Annotated in this window: 22 protein-coding genes and 1 pseudogene; 9 read left to right on the top strand and 14 right to left on the bottom strand. The window is 70.5% G+C overall.

Features of this window, described 5'->3' with window-relative positions; all coding sequences use genetic code 11:
- Window positions 1–605: 605 nt before the first annotated feature.
- Together ACHFIV_RS13205 and ACHFIV_RS13200 are read left to right on the top strand one after the other, a co-directional pair.
- Complete coding sequence (locus tag ACHFIV_RS13205; RefSeq protein WP_398967262.1) at window positions 606–1,175, top strand: PadR family transcriptional regulator; 570 nt, start codon at window positions 606–608, stop codon at window positions 1,173–1,175.
- On the top strand, window positions 1,162–1,980 hold the full coding sequence (locus ACHFIV_RS13200) for an SGNH/GDSL hydrolase family protein (RefSeq protein WP_398967259.1): 819 nt from the start codon (window positions 1,162–1,164) through the stop codon (window positions 1,978–1,980). Before ACHFIV_RS13205 ends, ACHFIV_RS13200 begins: the two co-directional genes overlap by 14 nt.
- Before the next feature lie 93 nt (window positions 1,981–2,073).
- Here the strand turns inward: ACHFIV_RS13200 and ACHFIV_RS13195 are convergent, their stop codons facing one another.
- The 7 genes and pseudogenes from ACHFIV_RS13195 to ACHFIV_RS13165 form a co-directional block, all read right to left on the bottom strand.
- Window positions 2,074–2,934 carry an oxygenase MpaB family protein gene (locus ACHFIV_RS13195; RefSeq protein WP_398967256.1) on the bottom strand — a complete coding sequence of 287 codons (861 nt, stop codon included), beginning with the start codon at window positions 2,932–2,934 and terminating at the stop codon, window positions 2,074–2,076.
- Window positions 2,935–3,224: 290 nt separating this feature from the next.
- Window positions 3,225–3,421: pseudogene (locus ACHFIV_RS13190) on the bottom strand (hypothetical protein); the annotation flags it as partial.
- A 26-nt stretch (window positions 3,422–3,447) separates the two neighbouring features.
- On the bottom strand, window positions 3,448–4,068 hold the full coding sequence (locus ACHFIV_RS13185) for a dihydrofolate reductase family protein (protein ID WP_398967253.1): 621 nt from the start codon (window positions 4,066–4,068) through the stop codon (window positions 3,448–3,450).
- 763 nt (window positions 4,069–4,831) lie between these two features.
- Window positions 4,832–5,158, bottom strand: coding sequence for a hypothetical protein (locus tag ACHFIV_RS13180; protein ID WP_398967252.1), 327 nt, complete (start codon window positions 5,156–5,158; stop codon window positions 4,832–4,834).
- A 338-nt stretch (window positions 5,159–5,496) separates the two neighbouring features.
- On the bottom strand, window positions 5,497–6,210 hold the full coding sequence (locus ACHFIV_RS13175; protein WP_398967249.1) for a S1 family peptidase: 714 nt from the start codon (window positions 6,208–6,210) through the stop codon (window positions 5,497–5,499).
- 431 nt (window positions 6,211–6,641) lie between these two features.
- Window positions 6,642–7,925: a hypothetical protein gene (locus ACHFIV_RS13170; RefSeq protein WP_398967247.1), complete on the bottom strand. Its 1,284-nt coding sequence runs from the start codon at window positions 7,923–7,925 to the stop codon at window positions 6,642–6,644.
- 36 nt (window positions 7,926–7,961) lie between these two features.
- The gene (locus ACHFIV_RS13165) at window positions 7,962–9,215 is read right to left on the bottom strand and encodes a hypothetical protein (RefSeq protein WP_398967244.1); all 1,254 of its coding nucleotides are present in this window, start codon (window positions 9,213–9,215) and stop codon (window positions 7,962–7,964) included.
- 354 nt (window positions 9,216–9,569) lie between these two features.
- Here ACHFIV_RS13165 and ACHFIV_RS13160 point away from each other — a divergent pair, with 354 nt between their 5' ends.
- Together ACHFIV_RS13160 and ACHFIV_RS13155 are read left to right on the top strand one after the other, a co-directional pair.
- Entirely contained in the window at window positions 9,570–10,367 is a 798-nt protein-coding gene (locus tag ACHFIV_RS13160) for a peptidoglycan DD-metalloendopeptidase family protein (protein ID WP_398967242.1), read from the top strand.
- A 174-nt stretch (window positions 10,368–10,541) separates the two neighbouring features.
- Complete coding sequence (locus tag ACHFIV_RS13155) at window positions 10,542–11,531, top strand: ArsR/SmtB family transcription factor (protein WP_398967239.1); 990 nt, start codon at window positions 10,542–10,544, stop codon at window positions 11,529–11,531.
- Between the two features lie 96 nt (window positions 11,532–11,627).
- On the opposite strand, the gene ACHFIV_RS13150 is transcribed toward ACHFIV_RS13155, so the two are convergent.
- On the bottom strand, window positions 11,628–12,152 hold the full coding sequence (locus ACHFIV_RS13150; RefSeq protein WP_398967236.1) for an O-acetyl-ADP-ribose deacetylase: 525 nt from the start codon (window positions 12,150–12,152) through the stop codon (window positions 11,628–11,630).
- A gap of 128 nt (window positions 12,153–12,280) precedes the next feature.
- Window positions 12,281–12,907, bottom strand: coding sequence for a TetR/AcrR family transcriptional regulator (locus ACHFIV_RS13145; protein WP_398967233.1), 627 nt, complete (start codon window positions 12,905–12,907; stop codon window positions 12,281–12,283).
- 100 nt (window positions 12,908–13,007) lie between these two features.
- On the opposite strand from ACHFIV_RS13145, the gene ACHFIV_RS13140 reads away from it, so the two are divergent.
- Window positions 13,008–13,661, top strand: coding sequence for a CatB-related O-acetyltransferase (locus ACHFIV_RS13140; protein WP_398967231.1), 654 nt, complete (start codon window positions 13,008–13,010; stop codon window positions 13,659–13,661).
- Window positions 13,662–14,018: 357 nt separating this feature from the next.
- A complete protein-coding gene (locus tag ACHFIV_RS13135) occupies window positions 14,019–14,675 on the top strand; it encodes a DUF5701 family protein (protein WP_398967228.1) in 657 nt (218 codons plus the stop codon).
- 273 nt (window positions 14,676–14,948) lie between these two features.
- Here the strand turns inward: ACHFIV_RS13135 and ACHFIV_RS13130 are convergent, their stop codons facing one another.
- Together ACHFIV_RS13130 and ACHFIV_RS13125 are read right to left on the bottom strand one after the other, a co-directional pair.
- Entirely contained in the window at window positions 14,949–16,232 is a 1,284-nt protein-coding gene (locus ACHFIV_RS13130; RefSeq protein ID WP_398968195.1) for a serine hydrolase domain-containing protein, read from the bottom strand.
- Window positions 16,233–16,706: 474 nt separating this feature from the next.
- Window positions 16,707–17,528: an SDR family NAD(P)-dependent oxidoreductase gene (locus ACHFIV_RS13125; protein ID WP_398967226.1), complete on the bottom strand. Its 822-nt coding sequence runs from the start codon at window positions 17,526–17,528 to the stop codon at window positions 16,707–16,709.
- Between the two features lie 114 nt (window positions 17,529–17,642).
- Between ACHFIV_RS13125 and ACHFIV_RS13120 the strand changes: the two genes are divergently transcribed.
- Window positions 17,643–18,242 (top strand): TetR/AcrR family transcriptional regulator, encoded by a 600-nt coding sequence (locus ACHFIV_RS13120; protein WP_398967222.1) that lies wholly within the window; start codon window positions 17,643–17,645, stop codon window positions 18,240–18,242.
- Between the two features lie 177 nt (window positions 18,243–18,419).
- Here the strand turns inward: ACHFIV_RS13120 and ACHFIV_RS13115 are convergent, their stop codons facing one another.
- The gene (locus ACHFIV_RS13115; protein ID WP_398967219.1) at window positions 18,420–19,067 is read right to left on the bottom strand and encodes a LysE family translocator; all 648 of its coding nucleotides are present in this window, start codon (window positions 19,065–19,067) and stop codon (window positions 18,420–18,422) included.
- Between the two features lie 491 nt (window positions 19,068–19,558).
- Here ACHFIV_RS13115 and ACHFIV_RS13110 point away from each other — a divergent pair, with 491 nt between their 5' ends.
- Entirely contained in the window at window positions 19,559–20,233 is a 675-nt protein-coding gene (locus ACHFIV_RS13110) for a DNA alkylation repair protein (RefSeq protein WP_398967217.1), read from the top strand.
- Between the two features lie 481 nt (window positions 20,234–20,714).
- Here the strand turns inward: ACHFIV_RS13110 and ACHFIV_RS13105 are convergent, their stop codons facing one another.
- The gene (locus ACHFIV_RS13105) at window positions 20,715–21,044 is read right to left on the bottom strand and encodes a helix-turn-helix transcriptional regulator (protein WP_398967214.1); all 330 of its coding nucleotides are present in this window, start codon (window positions 21,042–21,044) and stop codon (window positions 20,715–20,717) included.
- A gap of 171 nt (window positions 21,045–21,215) precedes the next feature.
- Between ACHFIV_RS13105 and ACHFIV_RS13100 the strand changes: the two genes are divergently transcribed.
- Window positions 21,216–21,554: an STAS domain-containing protein gene (locus tag ACHFIV_RS13100; protein ID WP_398967211.1), complete on the top strand. Its 339-nt coding sequence runs from the start codon at window positions 21,216–21,218 to the stop codon at window positions 21,552–21,554.
- A gap of 3 nt (window positions 21,555–21,557) precedes the next feature.
- Here ACHFIV_RS13100 and ACHFIV_RS13095 read toward each other — a convergent pair whose 3' ends face one another.
- Entirely contained in the window at window positions 21,558–22,031 is a 474-nt protein-coding gene (locus ACHFIV_RS13095) for a GNAT family N-acetyltransferase (RefSeq protein WP_398967208.1), read from the bottom strand.
- Window positions 22,032–22,147 lie beyond the last annotated feature (116 nt).

Below are 22,147 nucleotides of genomic sequence, written 5' to 3'. Positions count from 1 at the left end.
ACGTTCTGGGAAGGCTTTCCGGCGGTGTCCAACGCCAGGCCCATCGTGTTCTCCGCGGCCGCGCTGCGGCTGTTCGTCGACCGCACGCGGGGACATGCCGTCGCCCGGATGCTCTTGCCCGGTCCGCTCTTCGGTGCCATCGCCGCCGACTCGGACTGCGCCTGGGATGTGGTCGCAGCCACTGCCGGGCAGCGGTTCGCCCCTTCGCCGCAGCGACTCTCCCTTGTCGGTGGAGTCAGTCTTCGCACTCCCTCGTCCTACCGGGCAGTCTTTCGGCATGGGCCGGCCCGCACGCTGTTTCCGGGCCGAGGCTCTCCTCGGCCCGTCGGTACGGCGCCGAGGCGCAGGGTGCCCCGCACCGGTGTCCGAAGGCCCCCAACACCTGCCTCCCGGCTGCTCGCCGGGCTCGCGATGAGCCTGGTTCGCACACGGTGAAGGTGCACGGCGGCATCGGGACAGCGTCGTCCGGAGGCGGCAGAGCTCCCGATCCGGAGCACATGCCGAAGCGCAGATGAGCCCACTGCTTGCCACGGCCCTTACTCAAGAATGTGCATAGTCATTTTCTTGAGTATGCTGCGACGACGGACGACGAAGGGACGGGCTGGATGGCCTTGCGGCACGCAGTGCTCGCGGCGCTCCTGGACGGCGAGTACAGCGGGTACCAACTGGCGAAGGCGTTCGACGTCGGCGTCGCGAACTTCTGGCACGCCCTGCCTCAGCAGCTGTACGCCGAGCTGGCCAAGCTGGAGTCGGAAGGACTCGTCGCGGGTCGCCAGGTGATTCAGGTGACGCGTCCCAACAAGCGTCTCTTCCGGGTCACGGACGCCGGTCGTGCGGTGCTGGAGAAGTTCGCCGTGTCGGAGTCGAAGCCCTCGTTCATCCGCGACGACCTACTCGTCAAGGTCCAGGTCGCAGACCGTATCGGCACCGTGCCGGTGATCCGGGAGCTCGAGCAGCGCGCGACCGCGGCTGAGGCAAAGATCGAGCTGCTCAGCACAGTGCTGCGGAAGCTGCGCGGCGACGCGGACGAGGAGCAGTTCCTGCTTTCAGGTGAACGGATCGGGCCGTACCTGACCTGCCTGCGCGGTGTGGCCTTCGAGCAGGAGCACCGGGACTGGTGCCTGCGGATCGCAGCCGTCCTCGAGAGAAGGCAGACCGCGCATGCCGAACAGTGAATACCTGCGTTACGTAGCCCTGGGGGACAGCCAGACGGAAGGGCTCGGCGACGGCGAGGACAGCACCGGTCTGCGGGGGTGGGCCGACCGGCTCGCCGAGCACCTCGCGGCTCTCGACCCGGAGTTCAGGTACGCCAATCTGGCCGTGAGGGGGCGTGCCGCCGGCCAGGTCCGAGCCGAGCAACTGGGCCCTGCCCTCGCTCTGCGGCCCGACCTGGCCACCGTCGTCGCCGGTGTCAACGATCTGCTGCGACCACGGTTCGACGCCGCGGAGGTGGCCGGTCACCTGGAGGAGATGTTCGCCGCGCTCACGTCCACCGGCGCCCACGTGGTCACCCTGACCTTCCCTGATGTCGGCAAGATAGCGCCCCTCGCACGACCCGTCAGGTCCCGCGTGTTCGATCTCAACGCCCGTATCCGTGCGGCAGCCGGCCGTCATGGCGTCACGGTTGCCGAAACCGCCCGGCACGCGGTCGCCACCGATCCACGGCTGTGGAGTGCGGACCGACTCCACGCCAGCCCGCTGGGCCATGAGCGGATTGCCGCAGCGGTCGCGCACGCGATCCACCTGCCAGGAAGCAGTGACGCCTGGACGACACCCCTGGCGCCGCAGGCGACTCCCGCCCTTCGGCATGCCGCGGCAGCCGAACTGCGGTGGGCGGCCTCATTCCTCGGTCCCTGGCTCGGACGCCGTCTGCGCGGTCGGTCCTCCGGCGACGGCCGCACCCCCAAACGGCCCCAGCTGCTGCCTCTGGGCGCCGCACCGGACTCCCCGGCAGGCGCCGATGCCACGCACTCTCCCTAGAGCCGGGGTCACGGGCCCCGCTGGAGCAGGGACGCCGTCATTCGGATGGTGTGTGGACGCCGGAGCGGCCAGGGGATCGAACGGGCCGCGTCGTCACCGCTGCTCACGCGGCGGAGTCATGGCCCAGCGAATCGCGGCGGTCAGGACGTCTCCGGTCGGAGTGACGCAGGCTTCGGCCAGGCCGGACAGCCGGGGCAGGTCCAGCGATGTCCGTGCCCAGCGGGGGAGGGCTGCTACCGCGTTGGCGGCGAGGACTGCGTAGGGCACCCGGGCGGGCCAGGGCAGAGGCGGGTGGAGCAGGATGAAGCGTGCTGCCGCGCGCGCCTCCTCCGTCGGGCGCAGTTCACCGCGGTAGGCCCCGAGCCGGGCGGCGAGTTCGGTGCGGTTGCGCGGAGGGTCCAGGACGCCGAGTGCTTCCGCCACTCGTGCGGTATCGGCGATGTAGCCGTCGTACCCGGAGCCGTCGAGCGGTTCGGCTCCGTAGCGCCGGTGGGCGCGCAGGAAACTGTCGACCTCAGCCACGTGCACCCAGCCGAGAAGGCGCGGGTCGGCTGCGTGGTAGGGCTCTCCGGACGGTGTGGTCCCGCGCACCCGGCTGTGGACCGAGCGCACCTGGTCGACCGCCTGCTGTGCGTGGTCGGCTGTTCCGTAGGTGGTCACGGCGAGGAACGTGCTGGTGCGCTGGAGTCGTCCCCAGGGATCTCCGCGGTAACCGGAGTGGGCCTCCACGGCAGCCATCGCCAACGGGTGCAGCGACTGGAGCAGCAGTGCCCGCAGTCCGCCGATGAACATGGACGCGTCGCCGTGGACGACACGGATGGGCCGGTCCGGGCCGAACCAGCGCGGGCCGGGCGTTTCATGGATGCGTGCACGGTTCTGCGGCCCTGCGGGACCGGCGACCCGGGCGAAGACCGCGCTGCCGAGCCGCTCACGCAGTCGGGCTGCGGGACGCATGGACGAGGCCATAAGGCCAGTATGCGCCCCGGCGGGCGGCGCGCCGAGACCCGCCTCGTCCAGCACGGGCGCGGCGCCGCCCTCCTGCCGTCCTTGCAGGCAGGCGCCCCCGTGCTCCACGGGTCGCTCGACCTGCCGTGACAGGCGGGCCGACCACGCGGTTCGAGGGTCCGTCGCTCAGCCCGCCTACGACCTCAACCGGACGGCATGGCCGGGGACAACACGCCGGACCACTGCTCGGCGCCGTACACCTCGAACCACTCGGCCCCGGTGATGCCCGGCTTCACCGGGAGATCCATCACGAAGACGCCGGGGCGACGCCCGGGCACCCGGGCACCGCGCGCTCGAGCTCGTCGCGCGGCCGGGGGCCACCGATGTAGGTGCCCACCTCCGGCGAAGCGAACAACTTGATGAACGCCGCACGGTCCCGGGTCCCGGACTCGCGGAGCACGAGTGAGCGAGTTACCGATGATCGGGCGGTAGGGATGCGGTGCCTGGCACCATCCCCCTCTCTCAGGGCAGCACGCGATAGGTCACGTGAGTGACCGAGTGCGTTGCCCGCGACTCCACCTGTTCGAGATTGAGTGGCGGCACACCGTCGAACAACCGAGTGCCGGCCCCGAGCGTGCACGGAACGATGTGCAGCCGCAGCTCGTCGATCAACTGTGCGGCGAGGTACTGGTTGATGGTGGTCGCGCCCCCGTGGATCGACACGTTGCGGTCCCCGGCCGCTTCGAGAGCCTGCCGCAGGGCCGATTCGATGCCGTCGGTGACGAAGTGGAAGGTGGTACCGCCCTCCATCGGTTGTGGGTCGCGCGGGTGGTGGGTGAGGACGTAGACCGGCGCGTGGTAGGGCGGATCGTCTCCCCACCAGCCCTTCCACTGCCTGTCCCACCCGCCGCGTACGGGGCCGAACATGTTGCGTCCCATGATGAAGGCGCCGGTCGTCGCGAGCCGGTCGAGTTCGCTCTGCCGCTGCTCCGGCGTTTCGAACATCCAGGCGTGCAGTCTGCTGCCCCAGCCGTCACCGGCGTCGTCGCCGAACGGGCGCTGCTCGGTCTGGTGGAGCCCGGCGGAGTACCCGTCGACGGAGACCGAGAGGTCGCAGGTCACCCTGCTGCTTCGTGTGTTCACTGTGCCGTCCTCCTGGCGGCGACCTTCCGTCGCCTCAGCGGTGTGTCGCCCGGTCCGGTCACTCCATGGGTAGACCGTTCCGGTTGCCCCGACTCATCGCTCGGCCGATCGGCTCCCTCGAGGCGGGTTCCGGAGGACGTGAAGGCGGGGCCTTCCCGGCGCGTCCTGCAACACATCTGCTCGACCGCGCTCACACGACTGTCTGCGCACCAGCTCGGCGTCGAGCGCCTGAGTTGCCGCTCCCTCTTCCAGCCGTTCTCCTTCAGGGCCGCCAACGCCTCGTCGTAGGACCTCCGGGGGGCGGCGGCCTTCTTGACGTCAGCCTGCCAGGAGACCGCGCACCCTCTGGCGGAAGCCGGGAGGTCCTCCGAAGGCTCTTCGGCGAAGCCCGCCGTCGTGGCCGCGTCCGCGACCTCCTTGGTCGCCGCGGCCACGTCCAGAGCCTCACCCTCTGTCGCCGGAGCGGCGGACGAAGCCGGGTGCGTCCTCCCGGGCCCCTCGTCGTTCGCGCTGCTGCATCCCGTGGTCAGTACCACCACGCCCACAGCAGCGGCCGTCCCACTCGCCCCGCGCATGCGCTCTTCCGCTTCACACCGCGCACGGGCCCCCTGCCCACGCGATCAAGGGGGTACGTCCGGCACGGACGGTCCCACCATGAGCGCGAGGCCGTCCATGTCGGTGTTCAGTTGCTGCGACACTCCGTCACCGGCCCGGACCACGCCGGGACCGCCGGCGCGTCGAGGTGCGGAAGGCCTGGGTGCCGTCACACGGGCCGGGACGGTTCCGATCGGGGCAAGCCGAGGAGACCGCGTGCCACGGCCTCCACGGGCTCGTCGCGCTCCCTGGCCAGCGCGATCACCGCTCGGCAGGCGAGCTCGTTGATACCGAAGGCCAAGGCGTCGGGCGCGACCCAGCCCGCCGCCTCGTCGAGGCGGTCCGCGTCGTCCTCGGCACTCGCGGTCACGAAAGCCGCGGCTGCTTCGAAGACGTTGTGCCGCGGCCGGGCCGGATCCCGCGGTGGAACGGGGACGGGCGGATGGGCGGCGAAGACCTTGCGCAGGCGGGTGAACGCACGACGGACGGCGAGCATGTGAAGCCACCTTCCCTGAGACGATGCGGTCGGCGTCGTACACCGCACGCACGCCAAGTCTGTGACCGGGCAACGCACTTCGACAGAAGCATGTCCCGGCGAGCGGTGTCGCACACACCTGATGGCCCGTAGCAGCACCGCCACCGGGGCCCGGGACGTCACCGGGACGGCGCCGTCGGTCAACCGGAGGAGGCCGGCCCTCCGCGATCCGCGTCCACCGTGGCGACCACGAGCCCCACGAGCCCCACGAGGTGTCGGCGTCATCGATGCCGGCGCACCCGGCAGCCGCTGCGCCGCCCGGTCGGACGTTCGTGGCGTGCCTGACCGGGGCGGCCGTCTCAGTAGACGCTCAGGCCGTACGCCGACAACAACTCGGTCACCGGCTGGTAGTAGGTATGACCTCCCGAGCTGCAGTTCCCGCTGCTGCCGACGATGATGCCGAGGGCCGTGCCACCCGAGAAGGCCGGGCCACCGGCGTCTCCGGGCTCGGAGCAGATGGTGGACCGGAACAGTCCGTACACGGCGCCCCCGCCGTAGTTGATGGTGACGTTCACGGCCTGGACGGTCCCGCAGTGGTAGCCGGTGACCCGTCCGACGTGGCAGACCGACTGGCCGACGACGGGATTCGCCGCGTGAGTGATGTCGCGGGTGCCGGTGTCCGGGCCCAGTGACACCTCGCCGGGGTAGGCGATCGACGTGTTGGTGTAGCGCACGCTCGCGTAGTCGTTGCCCGGAAAACTGACTCCTGCGGTGACGCCCACAGCTACGGTCAGGGCGGCGTCGGCATACCAGGTACGGGCGCCCTGGGCGCACCGGCCCGATACGAGTGCGTACAGCGTGGACCCGGAACGGGCGTTGAAGCCCACGGTGCAGCGGGTGCCTGCGCTGTAGAGGCTGTCACCCCCGCGTACCGCGACGGCCGCCCGCTGACCCGTGCGTTCTCCGGCGTGGGCGGCCGTTCCCATGGTGGCGGACCCGGCGAACAGCAGGACCAGTACGACGACGGCCCGGACGACGGTTCGAAGTGGTCTCTCACGACGCGTGCGGCTCACGGTGGCCTCCTATGGCATGGGCCTGCCATTGTCGGCCTTCCGAACCCGAAGGGTCAGGCCGAAAGCCGCCAACCACGGCCCCAGGGCGCTGAATGGCGAGGCGCGATGTTCACCGGACGTCGAGCCATCGACACGTCGAGTGATGACGGCGGGCCGCGCCCAAGCGGCTCGCGGCATCGGAAAGGAACGACGCGCGTGAAACGACGCCCTGGGGGCGTTCGCGGCCGCCGCAGCGCTGGCCCTGACGATTTCAGGTTCCGCGTACCCGGCCGAAGGTGTGCTGATCGTCCATGGTGGTGAGGGCATAGACCGTCCGGCTGCTATGAAGTGGACCGGTACCCGTCGTGGGTGACCAACTACGCTGACGCCGCCTCGTCGTCGGCCGCTGCGAAGTGTGTGCGACCGACGACCTCCGGGGCCAGCTGTGTCGTTCAGCAGTCAGGGACGCCGGGGAGCCAGCTGTCGGCGACGTCGATGAAGATGTTGGAGAGGTAGCCGCCGTAGTCCGGCAGGTAGGACCAGGCGTCGTTGCTGTGGCCGTCGGCCTGGACGAGCTGGCCGTGCACCTGGCACTGCACTCGCACCGTCGTGGGACCGGGGAGCTGGGCCACCTGGGAGGACGTACTGGTGGGCTGCCGACGAATGTTGACCGAGGTGCCCCAGGTGGGGAATGACTTCGCCGCGGCGCCGTCTCCGGTCCACAGGTACGTGACGGTGACCCAGCCGTTGTCGTCGAGGCCGACGTTGTAGAAGGTGCCGTCGGCGAGGTCGATCCCGGCGGGATTGAGCACCTGGCGGCCGGATTCGTCCCGCCCGCCGTTGTAGCCGTCCTCGTAGGCGGCCTGCGCCTCGGGCCTGCCATGCGGCAGGTCCTTGAAGGTCTCGCGCACCGAGGAGGGGTTCCAGTGGTCGTCATGGGTGTTCCACGGGCCGACGTCCCATACCGGGGCGGTCTCGCAACGTGCAGGACCGCAGACGCGGACCGAGTACTGCCCGCTTCCCTTGGGGGAGAGGCCGCGCCGGGAGGGGAGCGCCACGAAATGATCACTGGGGACGATCACGTGCCCGTTCGCGGTGGTGCCGCCGACCAGCCCCTCGCGGGTGGCGTAGACGCGGGCTGTGAAGGGCTCGGCGGCGACGGACCGGGGTGCGTCGCCGAGTTCGGCACGCAGACGCAGGGATTCGACCGTCGGCGCCCTGCCGCTCGGCCCGGAGATCAGGGTGAGCCGGGCCTGCACGCGGATGACGGCCCTGGGCAGCCGGGCGGGCGCGCCACCGCGCGCTTCGCGCCACTCGGTCCAGCGACCCAGTCCGTCCTGCCCCCGTACGTCGACCACGACCTGGGATCCAGTGGGCGTTGTTGCTTCGAGGTCCCGGCTGACCGTGTCGACGGCGCGCCCGAGATCACGCACGGGAAGGACGACCATGCCCTGCCCCCGGGTGGAACGGGAGGAGGCGGGGCGCAGACCGAGGTCCCGTAGGCGCAACGTGCCGTCGGCACGGCTCACGTTGATCTCGTCCCCGGTGGGCGAGGACAGGTCCGCCCGCCAGCTGACGCTCCGGGGCGGCACGTCGTCGGGCGCGGTCCCGCCGGCGTCGGCCGGGCCCGAGGCGAGTGAGAGAGCGGCGAAGGCCAGCAGGGACACGGTGGCCGCCTGACCGCGTCGGCCGGTGGCAGGGGCTGCATGGACGTCCGGTCGCTGATTGCTGCGCACGGGGGCGTCTCCTTCTCGGTGGGGGCTGGGAAGGCCTTACGGGCATCGCGGAACGTTCGGGAGGGTGTTGCCGGGTGAGTTGATGTAGACGTTGGTGATCCATCCGCCGTACTGCGGCAGATAGGCCCACCAGTCGTTGACGTAGGGCGGAACCGACACGATTCCGCCCTGCTGCTGGCACCCGACGAGAACGTGCACACCGGCGGGCAGGGTGGTGAGCGCGGCGGCGGAGGTGGTCGCGGCGGCGCGGACACGGACGCCGCTGCCCCAGGTCGCGAACCGGGTGCCGGACGGGCTGACGGCTCCGGGCACGTCGAGGGAACCGGTCAGTGTCGTGATCCTGCTGTAGGCCGTCCCGTACGGCGTGCCGTCCGGATGCAGGGTGAGGACGGCGACCACGGCCCGGTCGTCGGGACCGACGGTGCCCGTGGTGTGCAGTGCGTCGGACGTCAGATCGAGCAGGGTGCCGTCCGCAAGGCCGGCATGCCCCGGGCCTGTCCGCGCTGCGCCGCCAGAAGTGTGCGCCGGGCTCACTGCGGAACCGGCACAGCCTCCGGAAGTGAATCCCGACCAGCCCTGCTTGACCGTCCCCGGTGCCTCGAACGCGGATGGGAGACCGAAGTACTGGTCGAAGCCGTCGGCGGCGCAGCGAGTGGACCGGCGCAGCGACCCCAGGACCAGGTCCCGGACCGGCGGTGCCGCTTCGTCGAGCAGATAGCGGTAGACCCGGACGGTGTCCGCGGCGGTGGTCGCCGAGTAGCCCCAGTGACCGGGGTGAGCAGCCGGCGGCGGGGCCGTGCCGGTGAGACCCAGACGGGACACCATGCGGGTGATCATGGCACTGCCACCACCGGTTGCCCAGTAGTGGCTCGCCGCGGCGTCGTCGCTGCTGCTCAGCATCGCCCCGATCCGGACCCGGTCCGCCTGCGGTACTTCGTAGGAGGGCCCGCGGCTCCACAGGAAGTCCAGGGCGAGCAGCAGTTTGACCACCGACGCGGCGCGGAACGGGCGGTCCGCCTGGTGGAGCTCGGTGAAGTCGCCGGTGAGCCGGTCGAACACGGCGATGCCGGCGGTGACGTCAGCAGGGATGTCCACGGGGGTGCGGGTCTCCCTGCTCCGGGTCGGGGTCTCCGGCACGACGCCCGGTTCCGGGTCCCCGGTGTGTCGGAGGGCCACGGAGCGGGCGGTGGACGGGTCGGCCCTCATGGCTGATGCCGGGGACGTGGAACGGGCCTCCGCGAAACCGGTGCACAGGGACATCAGCAGCCCCGCCGCAGTGAGAGCGGTCACGCACAGACGCTCGCGACGGGCCGGAAGGGGCCGCGGGCTGTGACGCGAGCGGCGGATCAACCGCCGTCGAAGAGAGGTACCGGGCAGCGGCCGTCTACGGGTGGGACGGAGCGAAGGCATCGAGGGGGGCTCCTTCGGACACGGAAGCACGCGGCCGGACGGCCAGGTGTGGGGCTGGGGCGCGTGGACGCCAGAGTGATGACGGGCAGGAACCTCGCGCAAGCCATTCGTTCCTGGGCGAAGGAGGCCGTCGCCTGCTTGTCCAGGGGTACACGCCGCGGATACGTTCCCGACGTCTCACCGTGCCTCGGCCCGGTGTTCCGTCCGGGTCGCTTCCCCCCTCTAGGAGCAACCGTGAGGTTTCACAGACGTCTTCCGGCCCTGATCGCCGGAGCCCTTCTGGCGCTGGCCGGACTGGTCACCCCGGCGCAGGCCGGGGAGACCGGTCCGACGGCCGGGCCCGCCTTCAAGGCGCCCTACCCCTGCGGGCAGCAATGGACGTACAGCCACCATTCGGCGGAGGTACGCCGTGCTCTGGACTTCGTGCGCTCCGACGGCGGTGCGACGGCCGGCACTCCGGTCCTCGCCTCGGCCGCCGGCACGGCCACCCGGTACTCCCAGCCGACCGGGGCCGGCAACTACATAGCCATCGACCACGGCGGCGGCTGGAAGACGTACTACTTCCACCTCGCGGCGTACTCCGTCGCGAGCGGCGCGTCGGTCGCCCAGGGGCAGCAGATCGGCGTCACCGGCAGCACAGGGAACTCCTCCGGGGCACACATCCACTACGAGCAGCTGTACAACGGTGTGGGCCAGAACATCGTCATCAACGGCGTCGGCCTGTCCTACCCCGGCAGTTACCACCAGGCGTACCTCACCAGTGACAACGGCTGCGGCGGAAGCGGCTCTCCGTTCACCACCTGGGGCAGCGGAGTCAACGTCCGTGCCGACGCCCGTGTCAGCGCGCCCGTCGTCACCACCCTCGGCGGTCCGACAGCCGTGCGGGTGCTGTGCCAGAAGCAGGGGGACACGGTCAACGCCGAGGGCTACACGAACAACTGGTGGAGCAAGCTCCGCGATCAAGGTGGTTTCATCAGCAACATCTACATCGACCACCCGGACGCGGTGCTGCCCGGCGTCCCGCTCTGCTGAGCTGTGCCGACGGCTCGTGGTGGCCTGCGGGCGGGTGTCCGCCGGTCCACCACGAGCCGCCGAAGCAGGCGTGCAGATGATGGCATGAATGCGTCAACTGCCTGCTGCGCGTAGAGTTCCGGTGGACGGGTGCCGGCGAGCGCCTGTGATTCCCGGGGGTGCGCTGTGCTACTGGTGGAATTCACGAGCCACGAGCTGGCCCGTCTGCGTGTGGCATCCGGCGTGGATCCGCTCTGGGAGACCGCGCTGAGTCTGCACCTGCTCCAGAACCGCCAGGTACCACTCGCGTTCTGCGCCTGGCGCCGGGAGGTGGGAGCGGCACTGCGGCGGGCCGGTCTCGTAGCGATGACGCGTGCCCTGACGCGACTGTGCCCGGACGGCTCCTACTTCCCCGACTTCCTGACGCCAGGCCGTGGGGACGCCGATCTCGAAGCCGGACTGGACCGGCTGCTGGCCACTCCGCGGCACCGCCTGCGCTCCGAACTCACCCGGCTGCACCTCCACACCGGCCGTGCCGTCCCGGCGAGTGTGCGCCCGCTCGCCGACGGCTGCCCGAAGGCGCTGCGCCGCCTGGGTTCGGCCCTGCGCGCCTACTACCGGGTGGCTGTCGAGCCCTACCTGTCCGCACTTCGCGCCCAGGCGGCGGCCGACCGGGCCGTGCGCGCGGAGGCCGTCCTCACCCACGGTGCCGAGGGCCTGCTGACCGGGTACGACTGCCTGCCCGGATGGCGCTACCGAGACCGGAGGCTGTGTGCCCCCTACCCCCTGGACCGCGAACTCGCGCTGCGAGGAAGGACGCTGACACTCGTCCCGGCGTTCTTCTGCGTGCGCGCTCCGCTCGCCCTGGTCGACGAGGAACTGCCTCCGGTCCTCGTCCATCCGCTCTCGCCCGCGCCCGGCTGGCTCGAACGCCGGCGCCACGGCGGGGACGCGCCGGCGGCGCAGCTCATCGGTGCCTCGCGCGCCGAACTGCTGCGCATGCTGGACCGCCCCATGAGCACGATGGACATCGCGGCGGCGCTGCGGCTCGCACCCTCGACGGCCAGTCGGCACGCCACCGTGCTGCGGGAGGCCGGCCTGCTCCTCTCCCAGCGCCAGGGAGTGCGGGTGCTCCACCACAGAACCCGGCTCGGCAGAGCGGTGCTGGACGGCACCCTGAAGTGAGCCCCGCCGCCCGGCAGCAGCTCAGATGCCGGGCGTCACGGAGGCGGCACCCTGCCCGGGACCGGTGCGCGGCTCGCGGGTGTCCAGGGCCCCTCTTCACGCCGCCAGCGCCTCGCGGAAGCAGGCGTACGCCTCCTCGTCGAAGAGCACGAACCGGACCTCGGTGACCGGGGGGCGCGCCTCCTCGCGGACCGTACGTACGGCGATCCGGGCTCCGTCGTCGAGTGGCCAGCCGTAGACGCCCGTCGAGATCGCGGGGAACGCGACCGTCCGGGCACCCAAGTCCGACGCCACGCGCAGGGACTCGCGGTAGCAGGAGGCCAGCAACGCGGAACGGTCCTCCGTGCGCGACCAGACCGGACCGACCGTGTGGACGACATGCTCCGCGTGCAGCCGGCCGGCCGTCGTCGCCACCGCCTGCCCGGTCGGCAGCCCTTTGCCGTGGTGTGAGGCCCGCAGGTCGCGGCAGGCGGCGAGGATCAGGGGCCCGCCACGCCGATGGATCGCGCCGTCCACCCCGCCACCGCCCAGGAGCGAGGAGTTGGCTGCGTTGACCAGGACGTCGGCGTGCTGTTCGGTGATGTCTCCGTGGACCAGGGTGATCGTCGGCCTTGTCGTCATGCGACCATACTGCCGCCCGGCAGGCGTAGGTTGCGGCGCAGCCCTCACCGGTCCGGCTACTCCCGCCCGCTCGGACGCGGGAGTCGGCCAGGACCCCGGACCGGGTGGTCGCGCACCGGATCCCTCGATCACGTCTTCTCGTCCCGGCGGACGGAGAACGCCCCTGCGGCAGCCGCCAGGACTGTGGTCGCCGCGGCCCGTTCCGGGAGCTGCGGGTCGGGATCGTCGCGCAGGAGTACCAACTGGTGGTAGAGCGGCGACGTCGCAGCGATCAGCAGACTTCGGGCGTCCGTGTGCCGCGAGGGGAGTTCGCCCCGCTCGACCGCACGGTCGACGAGGACCTCACACTGGGCGTACTGGTCCGCCCAGAGCCTCTTCTGCGCCTGCGCGGCCTGCGCGGAGTGGAACGAGGCGGCCATCAGTGCGACGGCGAACGACGGCCGCACGACCAGGGAGTCCTGGATCTGCTGGTTGAGGGCCGTCAGGTCGCCACGCAGGGTGCCGGTGTCCGGCGGCTGCCAGTCGATCTCACCGGCGGCATCGACGACGTCGACGAGCAGACCGCCCACGTCGCGCCAGCGCCGGTAGACCGTCGTGCGGTGCACTCCCGCGCGCGCCGCGACACCTTCCATCGTGAGCCCTTCGTGACCGCTCTCGGTGAGCTCGGCTCGCACCGCCTCGAGCACCTGGGCGCGGATGCGGGCGGAGCGGCCGCCCGGACGGCGCTCCGAGGTCGTGGCCGACGGGTCTGTCATCAGGGATCCCTATCGGGTGGTCAGCGTGGCAGGTGTATGCCAGCATCTTAACGCGACACATGTTGCAATAGGACGTACTCCGAGAGGAACCGCCTTCACGATGCCGCCCGCTCCCGCCGACCCCACCGTGCTCCACCCGATGCCCGAGCACCCGCGCGTCGTCCTGCTCAAACCACTGGTGACGTCACCGCTGATCGACGTCGGTGACTACTCCTACTACGACGATCCGGACGATCCGACCGCGTTCGAGACGCGGAACGTCCTCTACCACTACGGGCCCGAGCGCCTCGTCATCGGGAAGTACTGCGCACTCGGCACAGGCACTCGCTTCATCATGAACGGTGCCAACCACCGTATGGACGGCCCGTCCACGTTCCCGTTCCCCACCATGGGCGGCTCGTGGGCCGAGCACTTCGACCTCATCACCGATCTGCCCGGCAGGGGGGACACCGTCGTCGGCAACGACGTGTGGTTCGGTCACGGTGCCACGGTCATGCCGGGCGTGCGCATCGGTCACGGCGCGATCATCGCCTCCGGCGCCGTGGTCACCGGGGACGTAACCGACTACAGCATCGTCGGTGGCAACCCCGCCCGGCTCATCCGCACCCGCTACAGCGCCGAAGACGTCGCTCGCCTCCTCGCCGTGGCGTGGTGGGACTGGCCCGTCCAGCATTTGACCCAGCACGTACGGACGGTCATGTCGGGATCGATCGCGGAACTGGAGGCGGCCGCCGCACAGATCAGGCGGCCTTGACCCCGCGCGCGCGTCATCCTCTCACCCACCTCGGACACGAGTGGTCGGCCATGCCCCGCCGCGCGACCATGGGGCGAGGGTGGTCCGCGTGGCCCCGACCGCCATGCCTGCCAGACCTCGCGAGCGTCCGCAGGCCGGGCTCGCGCTGTCGCGCCAGAGCGCTCTGCCCCGACCCCGCGGAACGGTGCCGGAGGCCCCGCACCCGCGGCCGGCACCGACCACTGCTGATACAGCGCAATCGGCTGGCATCAGCGGCGGGACGTCAGCCGCTGGGGCGCGGCCGCGCCGGGAACGCTCCGTGGGTCAGTCTCGTTCACCTCGAGCCCACCACTCCGGACCATGAACCGAGGACACGCCTTGACCGACACCTCGCCCACCGTCACCGCGTCCGCCCTGCCGCCGCTCGCCACCCAAGCGGAACGCCTGATCACGCTCGGCGTGCACGAGCTCGCACGAATCCCTGCCGACGAGCTGCGCGACTTCGCTGAGAGCGCCGGCCGTGGAGACGGCCACACCCTGCTCGCAGTCCACCCGGACCGCGCCCCGGCCTCCGCACTCACCCCGCTGCTGCGCCGCGACGGCAAGCCCGGATTCGTCGTGACCGACATGGCCGACGTCGACCGGTTCGCCCCCTGCTCCGTCCAACTGCCCGACGCTCCGCTCTACCTCGTCACCGGCCTCGACCGCGGCGACCACATGGCGAACTGGAGTCCCGACGAGGCCCTGCCCGCCCTCACCGGGAAGGACCGCACTCCGCTCCTGCTCACCGAGGGCATCCAATGGGTGCTCCAGCAGCCGGCGGTCCTCGAGCGCAACCGCTGCTTCATGACGATCGGCTCCCGGCTGCGGAAGACCGGCGGAGCCCTGGACGCCCGCACCCCGGCGATCTGGATCAGCAACGGCACAGGACGGGACGGTGGCGAGCGACGCAACGCCCCGAAGGTCGGCTGGTGCTGGTGGGGTAACCGTCACACCTGGCTGGGCTTCGCCTCCGCTGCCGGCCGCACGGCCTAGCAGGGCGTCGTCGTTGCCGACGTGCTCGGACGCCCGCCTCCTCAGGCTGGAGCCGTGACTCCTGGGAGCCCCGCGGGCCCGACAGCAGTGGCCTCGGGGCTCACGGGGGGACGGCGCTCGCCGACCGGCCGGACGCAGAGCGCGGTCGGCGTCCCCTTCCCGCTCATGGTGGGCATCATGGAGCTCACACGCACAACGGCAGGAGCACCCACCCGGAGCGGGGGCCGATCGACCGGCCTCCCGCCGTCACCGGCTGCCGCCCAGGGTTGGCACTCACCGCAACTGCTCGGGCGCGACCAGTCGTCGGGGCACGGGCGACGTGGCGTCGACCTCGCCGACGGGGGCGCCGCTCAGTGCTCCGTCCATGTAGCCGAACAACGCGGTACCGATCGGGTCCGGCAGCGGCCGGCCGTCCTCGCCGAACCGTTCGTACTTCATCAGGTTGTAGCCGATCGCGGCCTGGCGGCGTCCGTCCTCCGTGGACAGCGCCCAGGTCCCGGCCCCGAACACGCCGCCGTCGTGACCCCAGTACCAGCCGCTGCTGGGCATCTTGAGGGTGTACAGGCCGAGGCCGTACCGCAGCGCCACCTCCTGCCCCGGAGCCGGCTCGTACGCGGGAACCGTCGTCTTCATCTCCCGCAACTCCGCCGCACCCAGCAGTCTCCCGCTCAGGAGCAGGCGGTAGAAGTCGTTGAGGTCGTTCATCGTGGAGACCAGCGCACCGGCCGTGCCCGCCCAGGACATGTCGTAGACGCTGTAGTCGCGTGCCGGTTCTATGGTTCCGTAGAACGACTCGTACATCTTGGCGTGCGGCCCTGATATGCGGGCGGAGCGCGGGAAGTACGTATGGCGCAGTCCGGCCTTACGGATGACGTTCCTGGTGATGTACGACTCCGCGTCCTGGCCCGTGACCTTCTCCAAGAGCAGACCGGCGATCAGGTAGTTGGTGTTGGCGTACGAGTGCGTGCCACGCGGCGCCGGTGGCTCGGCCGCCAGCCCGAGCCGGACCAGTTCCTCGGGATCCAGCTTGCGGAAGCGGCCCTCGTCCAGGGCCTTCCCCGGGTCCGTCGCCAGTCCGGGGAAGGCGGGCAGTATGTAGTCCGCGATACCGCTCGTGTGGTTGAGGAGCATCCGCACCGTCACCTTCCGGCCCCGCTCGCCCGGTACCAACTCCGGGAGGTAGTCGCCGACGGGTGCGTCCAGATCCACGCGGCCCCTGGCCACCTGCTGGAGAACGGCGACCGAGGTGAAGGTCTTGGTGATACTGCCCACCCGGTGCTCGTAGTCCGGGCGCATCGCCCGCCCGCTGTCCATGTCGGCGACGCCCACCGCTCCGCGCCAGTGCTCGGCGCCGTCCCTGACCGCCGAATAGGCCCCGTACATTCCCGCCTGGTGGAACGCCTGGAGCGAGGCGCGCAGCGCGGACCGGTCGAGGCCGGACATGGCCGAGGCGGCAGTCACGCTGTCGGTGGCCGGCAGGGGAGCCGTGGCCCCGGCCGGAACAGCCCCGACCGCGAGTGACAGCAGGACCGCCGACGCAACGGCGGCCAGGCGCATCTTCCGGTGGGCGGAGCGAGGACTCGGGGGAGTGTGATGCATCGGCGGATCCCAACTCATCGGGTGTGCGTGGCAGAGCTCCCCATCCTCTGCGCGCCACACCGGCCATCCATCCTCCCTGAGAACGACCTTGTGCACAGAAAGAGATGACGTTTGTCAGGTATCAGGCCGCGCACGAGTCGGGTCTCCGGACGGCGCGGAACAGTTGTACGGCCGCGCCGTCGACACCCGGGCCGCGCGCGCCCCGACGGAGCCGACGCGGCTCGGGGGACACCTCTGCCCCTGCCTCCCGTGCGCGGCCGACCGGGCCGGGTCCGCTTCCACCTCGAAAGCTGGACGAGCCGATCGGTGACCGGGTGCAGTCCGCCCTGGTCTCCGGCCGCGGATCAGCCCCGGCGCGGCAGTGTCCGGTGCCGCCTGCCGACCTCGCGCAGGCAAGCCAGGCAGCCTCAGCCGGTACCGGCGTGGACACGGTCAGCCCGGCGCGACACGGCTGAGGTGCTCCCAGGACCGGTACAGACCGGCTTGGGCCTGGTCCATCTCCAGGACGTGATCGAAGGACTGGCTGCCGACGATCAGCCGCCGGGGCGGGTCCGGCAGTTCGGCCAGCTGGACGATGACCGGGGCCGCGGTTGCCGGCTCCGGGGCCACGGCGTCGCCCCACATCGCCTCCATCTCGGCGCGCAGGTGCTGATACCGCGCCAGAGGTTCGGTGGTCGTCGTGCCGACGGTGAACAGGCCGGTGTTGTAGCCGCCCATCTGCACGATGGTGACCTTGACGCCGAACCGTTCGACCTCCATCGCCAGTGCCTCGCTGACCGAGTCCAGCGCCGCCTTGCCCGCGCCGTAGAAGCCGACGGTGGCCATGCCGCCGCCGCTGCCCATCGAAGTGACCTGGAGGAGTCGTCCCCCGCCCTGGGCGCGCAAGTGGGGAAGGACCGCCTGGGCGACCCATACGGCGCCGAAGAAGTTCACATCCATATGCGCCCGGATCTGCGCCTCCGTGGCTTCCTCCACCATGCCGTAGAGCATGGCTCCGGCATTGTTGACGACGACGTCCAGCCTGCCGAACGCGGCTGCCGCCCGCTCCACCCCGTCGAACACCGCCTGCCGGTCGGTGACATCCAGCGGAAGCGGCACCAGGTGGCCGGGGTACTTCTCGCTCAGTTCCTCCAGCGGCCCGACGTTGCGGGCGGCAGCCACCACCCGGTCGCCGGTTGCCAGGGCGGCCTCGGCGAACGCCTTGCCCAGGCCGCGGGACGCTCCGGTGATGAACCAGACTCTTGCGTCCGTCATGATGCCTCATTCCTGCAAAGAAAACGGTCCGTCTCGGTTCGTTACGAGTGTAGGGCATCTCCCTACTGCCATCAAGACGGATCGTCTCGTTTCGCGGCGGGGTAGTCTTGGCACATGTCCAACGAGAAGGGGCCGGATCACTCCCGGCGCAAGGAACGGTCCCGGCAGGCGATCCTCGAGGCCGCCCGCGCCCTGGTCACGGAGGAGGCGTACGAGAAGGTCACGGTCGAGGCCATCGCGGCCCGTGCCGGCGTCGGCAAGCAGACGATCTATCGCCGGTGGCCGTCGAAGAGCGCCGTGATCTTCGCGGCTCTTCTGGCCCTGAGCGAGGATACCGACGGGCAGTCGGTCACCTTGCCCGACACGGGCGATCTCGAGGCCGACCTCAAGCTCGTCATGCGAGCGACGGTGGAGGAGTTCGCCGACCCGTCCTTCGACAAGCTGATCCGCGCACTCAACACCGAGATCGCCAACGATGCCGCGCTGGCGGCCGAGTACCGCGAAAAGCTGGCCCAGCCGCTGGAAGAGGCCAAGAAGGCGCGCCTGCGCAGTGCCCAGGAGGCGGGCCAGCTGGCCCCCGACGCCGACCTCGACCTGGCCCTGGAAGTGCTCTACGCCCCGCTCTTCCAGCGGTGGCTGCACCGTAGCGGTCCACTGACCACCGCGTACGCCGACTCGCTTGTCGACGTGACTCTCAGAGCCTTCGGCCCCTGAACAAAGCCCGTGGGTGGGCCCGGTCGGGTGCTGAGCCCAGTTCGGGCCGTCAAGCCCGCGGCCGGGGCGGCAAGCGCTCAGCCGCCCCCGACCTCACGACGTCGGACGAGGCCGGCCAGGGCGACTGGGGGAGAGAGGCAAGTCGTCGCGCGGACGACTGCGTCCGGACAGCCTGACTCAAGGGGCGGGGACGGCGGTGCGGGACAGAGCGGTGCGCAGCGCGAAGACACCGAGCAGGCCACCTGCCGTGAGCCGCTGGGCGGTCATGGCGCGGGGCCGGGCGGTCAGGAAGCCCGACACCCGCGCCGCGCCCAGCATGATCAGGCCGTTCACGGAGATTCCTACGAGGATCTGCACACCACCGAGCTGCAGCAACTGCGCCCAGGCCGGTCCTGCCTGCGGGTCCAGGAACTGGGGCAGGAGGGCGGCGTACATCAGCGCGATCTTGGGGTTGAGCAGGTTGGTCAGAAGCCCCATCGAGAACAGGCGGGCGTCGGAAACCGGAGGCAGGTCCTGGGCCGGGTCGAAGGGAGAGCGGCCGCCGGGCTTGAGCATGCCCCAGGCGAGGTAAGCGAGGTAGGCGGCCCCGGCAAGCTTGACCACGGTGAATGCCACGGGCACTGCGGCGAACAAGGCAGACAGGCCCGCAGCCGCTGCCAGGAGATAGCACACGAATCCCACGGCGGTCCCGCCAAGACTGACCAGGCCCGCCCTGCGGCCCTGAGTGATGGCGCGGGAGGCGAGGTGAATCATGTTCGGTCCCGGAGTCAGCGCCATGCCCAGCTCGACCAGGGCGACTCCTCCGGCTGCGGTCAGAGTGATCACCGGTGGACCTCCAGGTCGTGCGTCGGTCGTCTGACGTCAAGTGGGCCGACTCGGCTGCCACGGACGGGCCCGACGCCTGAGCAGCGCTTGCTCGCCCGCCGCAGCATACGGCCTGGCCGCTCGGCCTCTTCATGCAGCCCCGTCCCCGTTGCCAGCAGGCTCGTCAGGCGAACACGCCGGCCGGTCACCGGCGCCGGATCGCTGTGCTGACCCCGACGGGCGAGGAGTTGGACCAGTTTCCGGCGATGCGGTCGAGCCACTCCGCGAGCAGCCGGCTCCCACCCGCGGCCAGCGGGGTGGTCCGAGGGAGGACGGCACGCAGGGCGACCGCGGCGCCGACCGGTTGCCGGGGCCGCCACCCCGGGCAGCCGGCGACGGACCGAGCACCACGGCTCTCGAACCTTGCTCCACCCTCAGCAGGGGGTTCGGACACCAGCTGAAAGGCAGGTCGCCGTCGTAGGCTGAGTCCCTCACGTGACGACAGGAGGCCGATGGTGGCCGAGACGACGGTGGCCGAGGTGATGGCCGAGCTGTCAGCGCTCGAGGAGCCGAAGGCGCGTGCGGTGAACGAGAAACACGGCGACGATCACGGCGTGCACCTCAGCAAGCTGCGCGCGCTCGCGAAGCGGCTGAAGACGCAGCATGAACTCGCGTGCCGGCTCTGGGAGACCGATGACACCGCGGCGCGACTGCTGGCGATCCTGATCTGCCGACCGAAGGCATTCGAGCGCCACGAGTTGGACGTCATGCTGCGCGAGGCGCGCGCACCCAAGGTGCACGACTGGCTCGTGAACTACGTGGTGAAGAGGAGCACGCACACCGAAGAACTGCGTGTGGCCTGGTCCGCCGATCCGGATCCGGTGGTCGCGAGTGCCGGATGGGCGCTGACCACGGAACGGGTGACGAAGAAGCCTGAGGGTCTGGACCTCCCCGGACTGCTCGACGTCATCGAGACGGAGATGAAGGACGCCCCGGACCGCCTGCAGTGGGCGATGAACCACTGCCTGGCCCAGATCGGCATCACGCACACCGAGCACCGTGCTCGAGCGATCGACATCGGAAAGCGTCTGGAGGTGCTCAAGGACTACCCGACTTCCCCGGGCTGCACGTCTCCGTTCGCGCCCACCTGGATCACCGAGATGGTGCGCCGCCGGCACGACATGTAGGAACACGCGCGCCCCGATCCGAAGGGCCGTCCTCTGCGGAGGAATGAGCGCCGAATCGTCAGCGCCCGCCGTCCGGAAGCTCGGTGGGCGGCAGTGACGGCTCGGCCCCCGGTAGCCGACCCGCCCCGAACTCGCCGTGCACCCGGGAGGGCCCTCACTGTCCACGGCGTAGCGCATCCCGACGCAGTTGTCCTCCACGACCGGCACCGAAGGCACTATCGCGGGGCGCGCACCGCCTAAGCGGCCGACGGTGCCTGACCTCAGCCGGGCACGCATCGGCACCTGATGATCGGTGATGACACCGCCGAAGCCCGCTTCACAAGATCGCGTCGGCCGATGACGGGTGCGGCTCCGGGCCACGGTCGCGCCTCTCCGGCACTTCGAGCGCGTCGGGGCGCCGTCCCCCCCCCCCCGACCCACCAGCACGTCGGCCCCTCGACGCTGCAGTGCACCAGGTGGGGGATGTACGTGCCCGGGGGCGCTACTGGCCGGCGGGTTTCCTGGCGCGGTCGGTTTCGTCCTGCACGAGGAGAGAGAGCAGGGATGCCACGGAGAGGTTGGCTTCTGCGGGATGCCGCAGCAGCTTGTCCACCTTGATGCGATAGGTGTTGGTACGTCCTTCCCTGGTGTGGGAAAGGTAACCGTCCTGCTCAAGGTCCGAGATGATCCGCTGGACGGCGCGTTCGGTGAGCCGGCAGTGAGCGGCTATGTCGCGGATGCGGACGTTCGGGTCATCGGCGATGGCGGCCAGCACGCGTGCGTGGTTGGTGATGAAGGTCCAACCGGTATGAGATGTGGAGGCTCCGAGCATGCGACACATTCTATAGAGGCAGGGTCTCACCGGAACCCGGATGCGTGACATACTTTTCGCGTATTTGCTGGCAGGTGCGAGACGCAGGGAGTTTCCGAGGTGTCGTGGTGCGAGGATGGCACGCCAAGTCGTGCGAAGGGTTCCGACGAGCAGAGTGCCCGACGGCTTGCCGTGACGCTTGAGCCGGAACCGGCGCACGGTGTGGTGGAGCAGTACGACTGCGGCGAGGCCTGGGTGGTCGTCGCGCATGGCGAGTACGACATGGGCACGATCGCTCCTCTGGCCGACGCGCTGAGTGCCGCGGCCAGGGAACACCCGAAGGTGGTCCTGGACACCTCTGACGTCACCTTCGCGGATTCCTCGTTCCTCAACCTGTTGATCCTCGCCCACCGGACCACCACCCTGCGGCTTGTCGCGCCGGGGCCCCAACTGCGGCGACTCCTCGAGGTCAGTGGAGTGGATTTCTTCCTGGAGGTTCGCGCCACGGTCGAGGAAGCCGTCGCCTCCTGATAGCTAGGTGACTGGCAGAGCCACCACGATCTCCTCGTCCTCGAAGTCCCCAGTCGGCCGGAAGCCGGACGAGGAGTAGAGGCGGCCGGCGGAAGCATTGTCCGGGTGGTACGAGAGGCGGATCTCCCGGCACTCCGGCAGCGCCGACAGGCGCTCGATCACGCTGCCCAGAGTGGCGTGGCCCACTCCTTTGCCCTGCTCGCCCGCGCTCACCACCATGCCGCCGATCCAGTGGGTGCCGTCCTCGTCGTCGTACGCCCACATGACGTGGCCCACGATGTCGTCACCGGCGCGGACACCGAGGGACGTCCATACCTCGCCACGCTGGGAGAGCAGGAGATAGCGCGCCGCGAGGGCGGCCACGTACCGGCGCTGCTCGTCGGTGGGCGCCACGTCGGCGACATCACGCCAGTTGTCCTCCGTGATCTCCTCGAGCACCACGGCCCGGCCCTGGCGGTCGGTGAACTGCTGCGTCATGCGCTCCCCATATCAGTGCTCGTCAGAGGAAGGTGAGAGTAGTCAGTCACGCAAGGGCCCGGGTAGCGGTTTCCCGGTGTCTCCTGGGCCGCCCGCATGTCGAGGACCAATAGCCG

The organism is Streptomyces sp. ALB3, assembly GCF_044385685.1.
In the GTDB taxonomy this organism is placed as follows: Bacteria; Actinomycetota; Actinomycetes; order Streptomycetales; family Streptomycetaceae; genus Streptomyces.
This window is presented reverse-complemented; position numbering and strand designations above follow the sequence as displayed.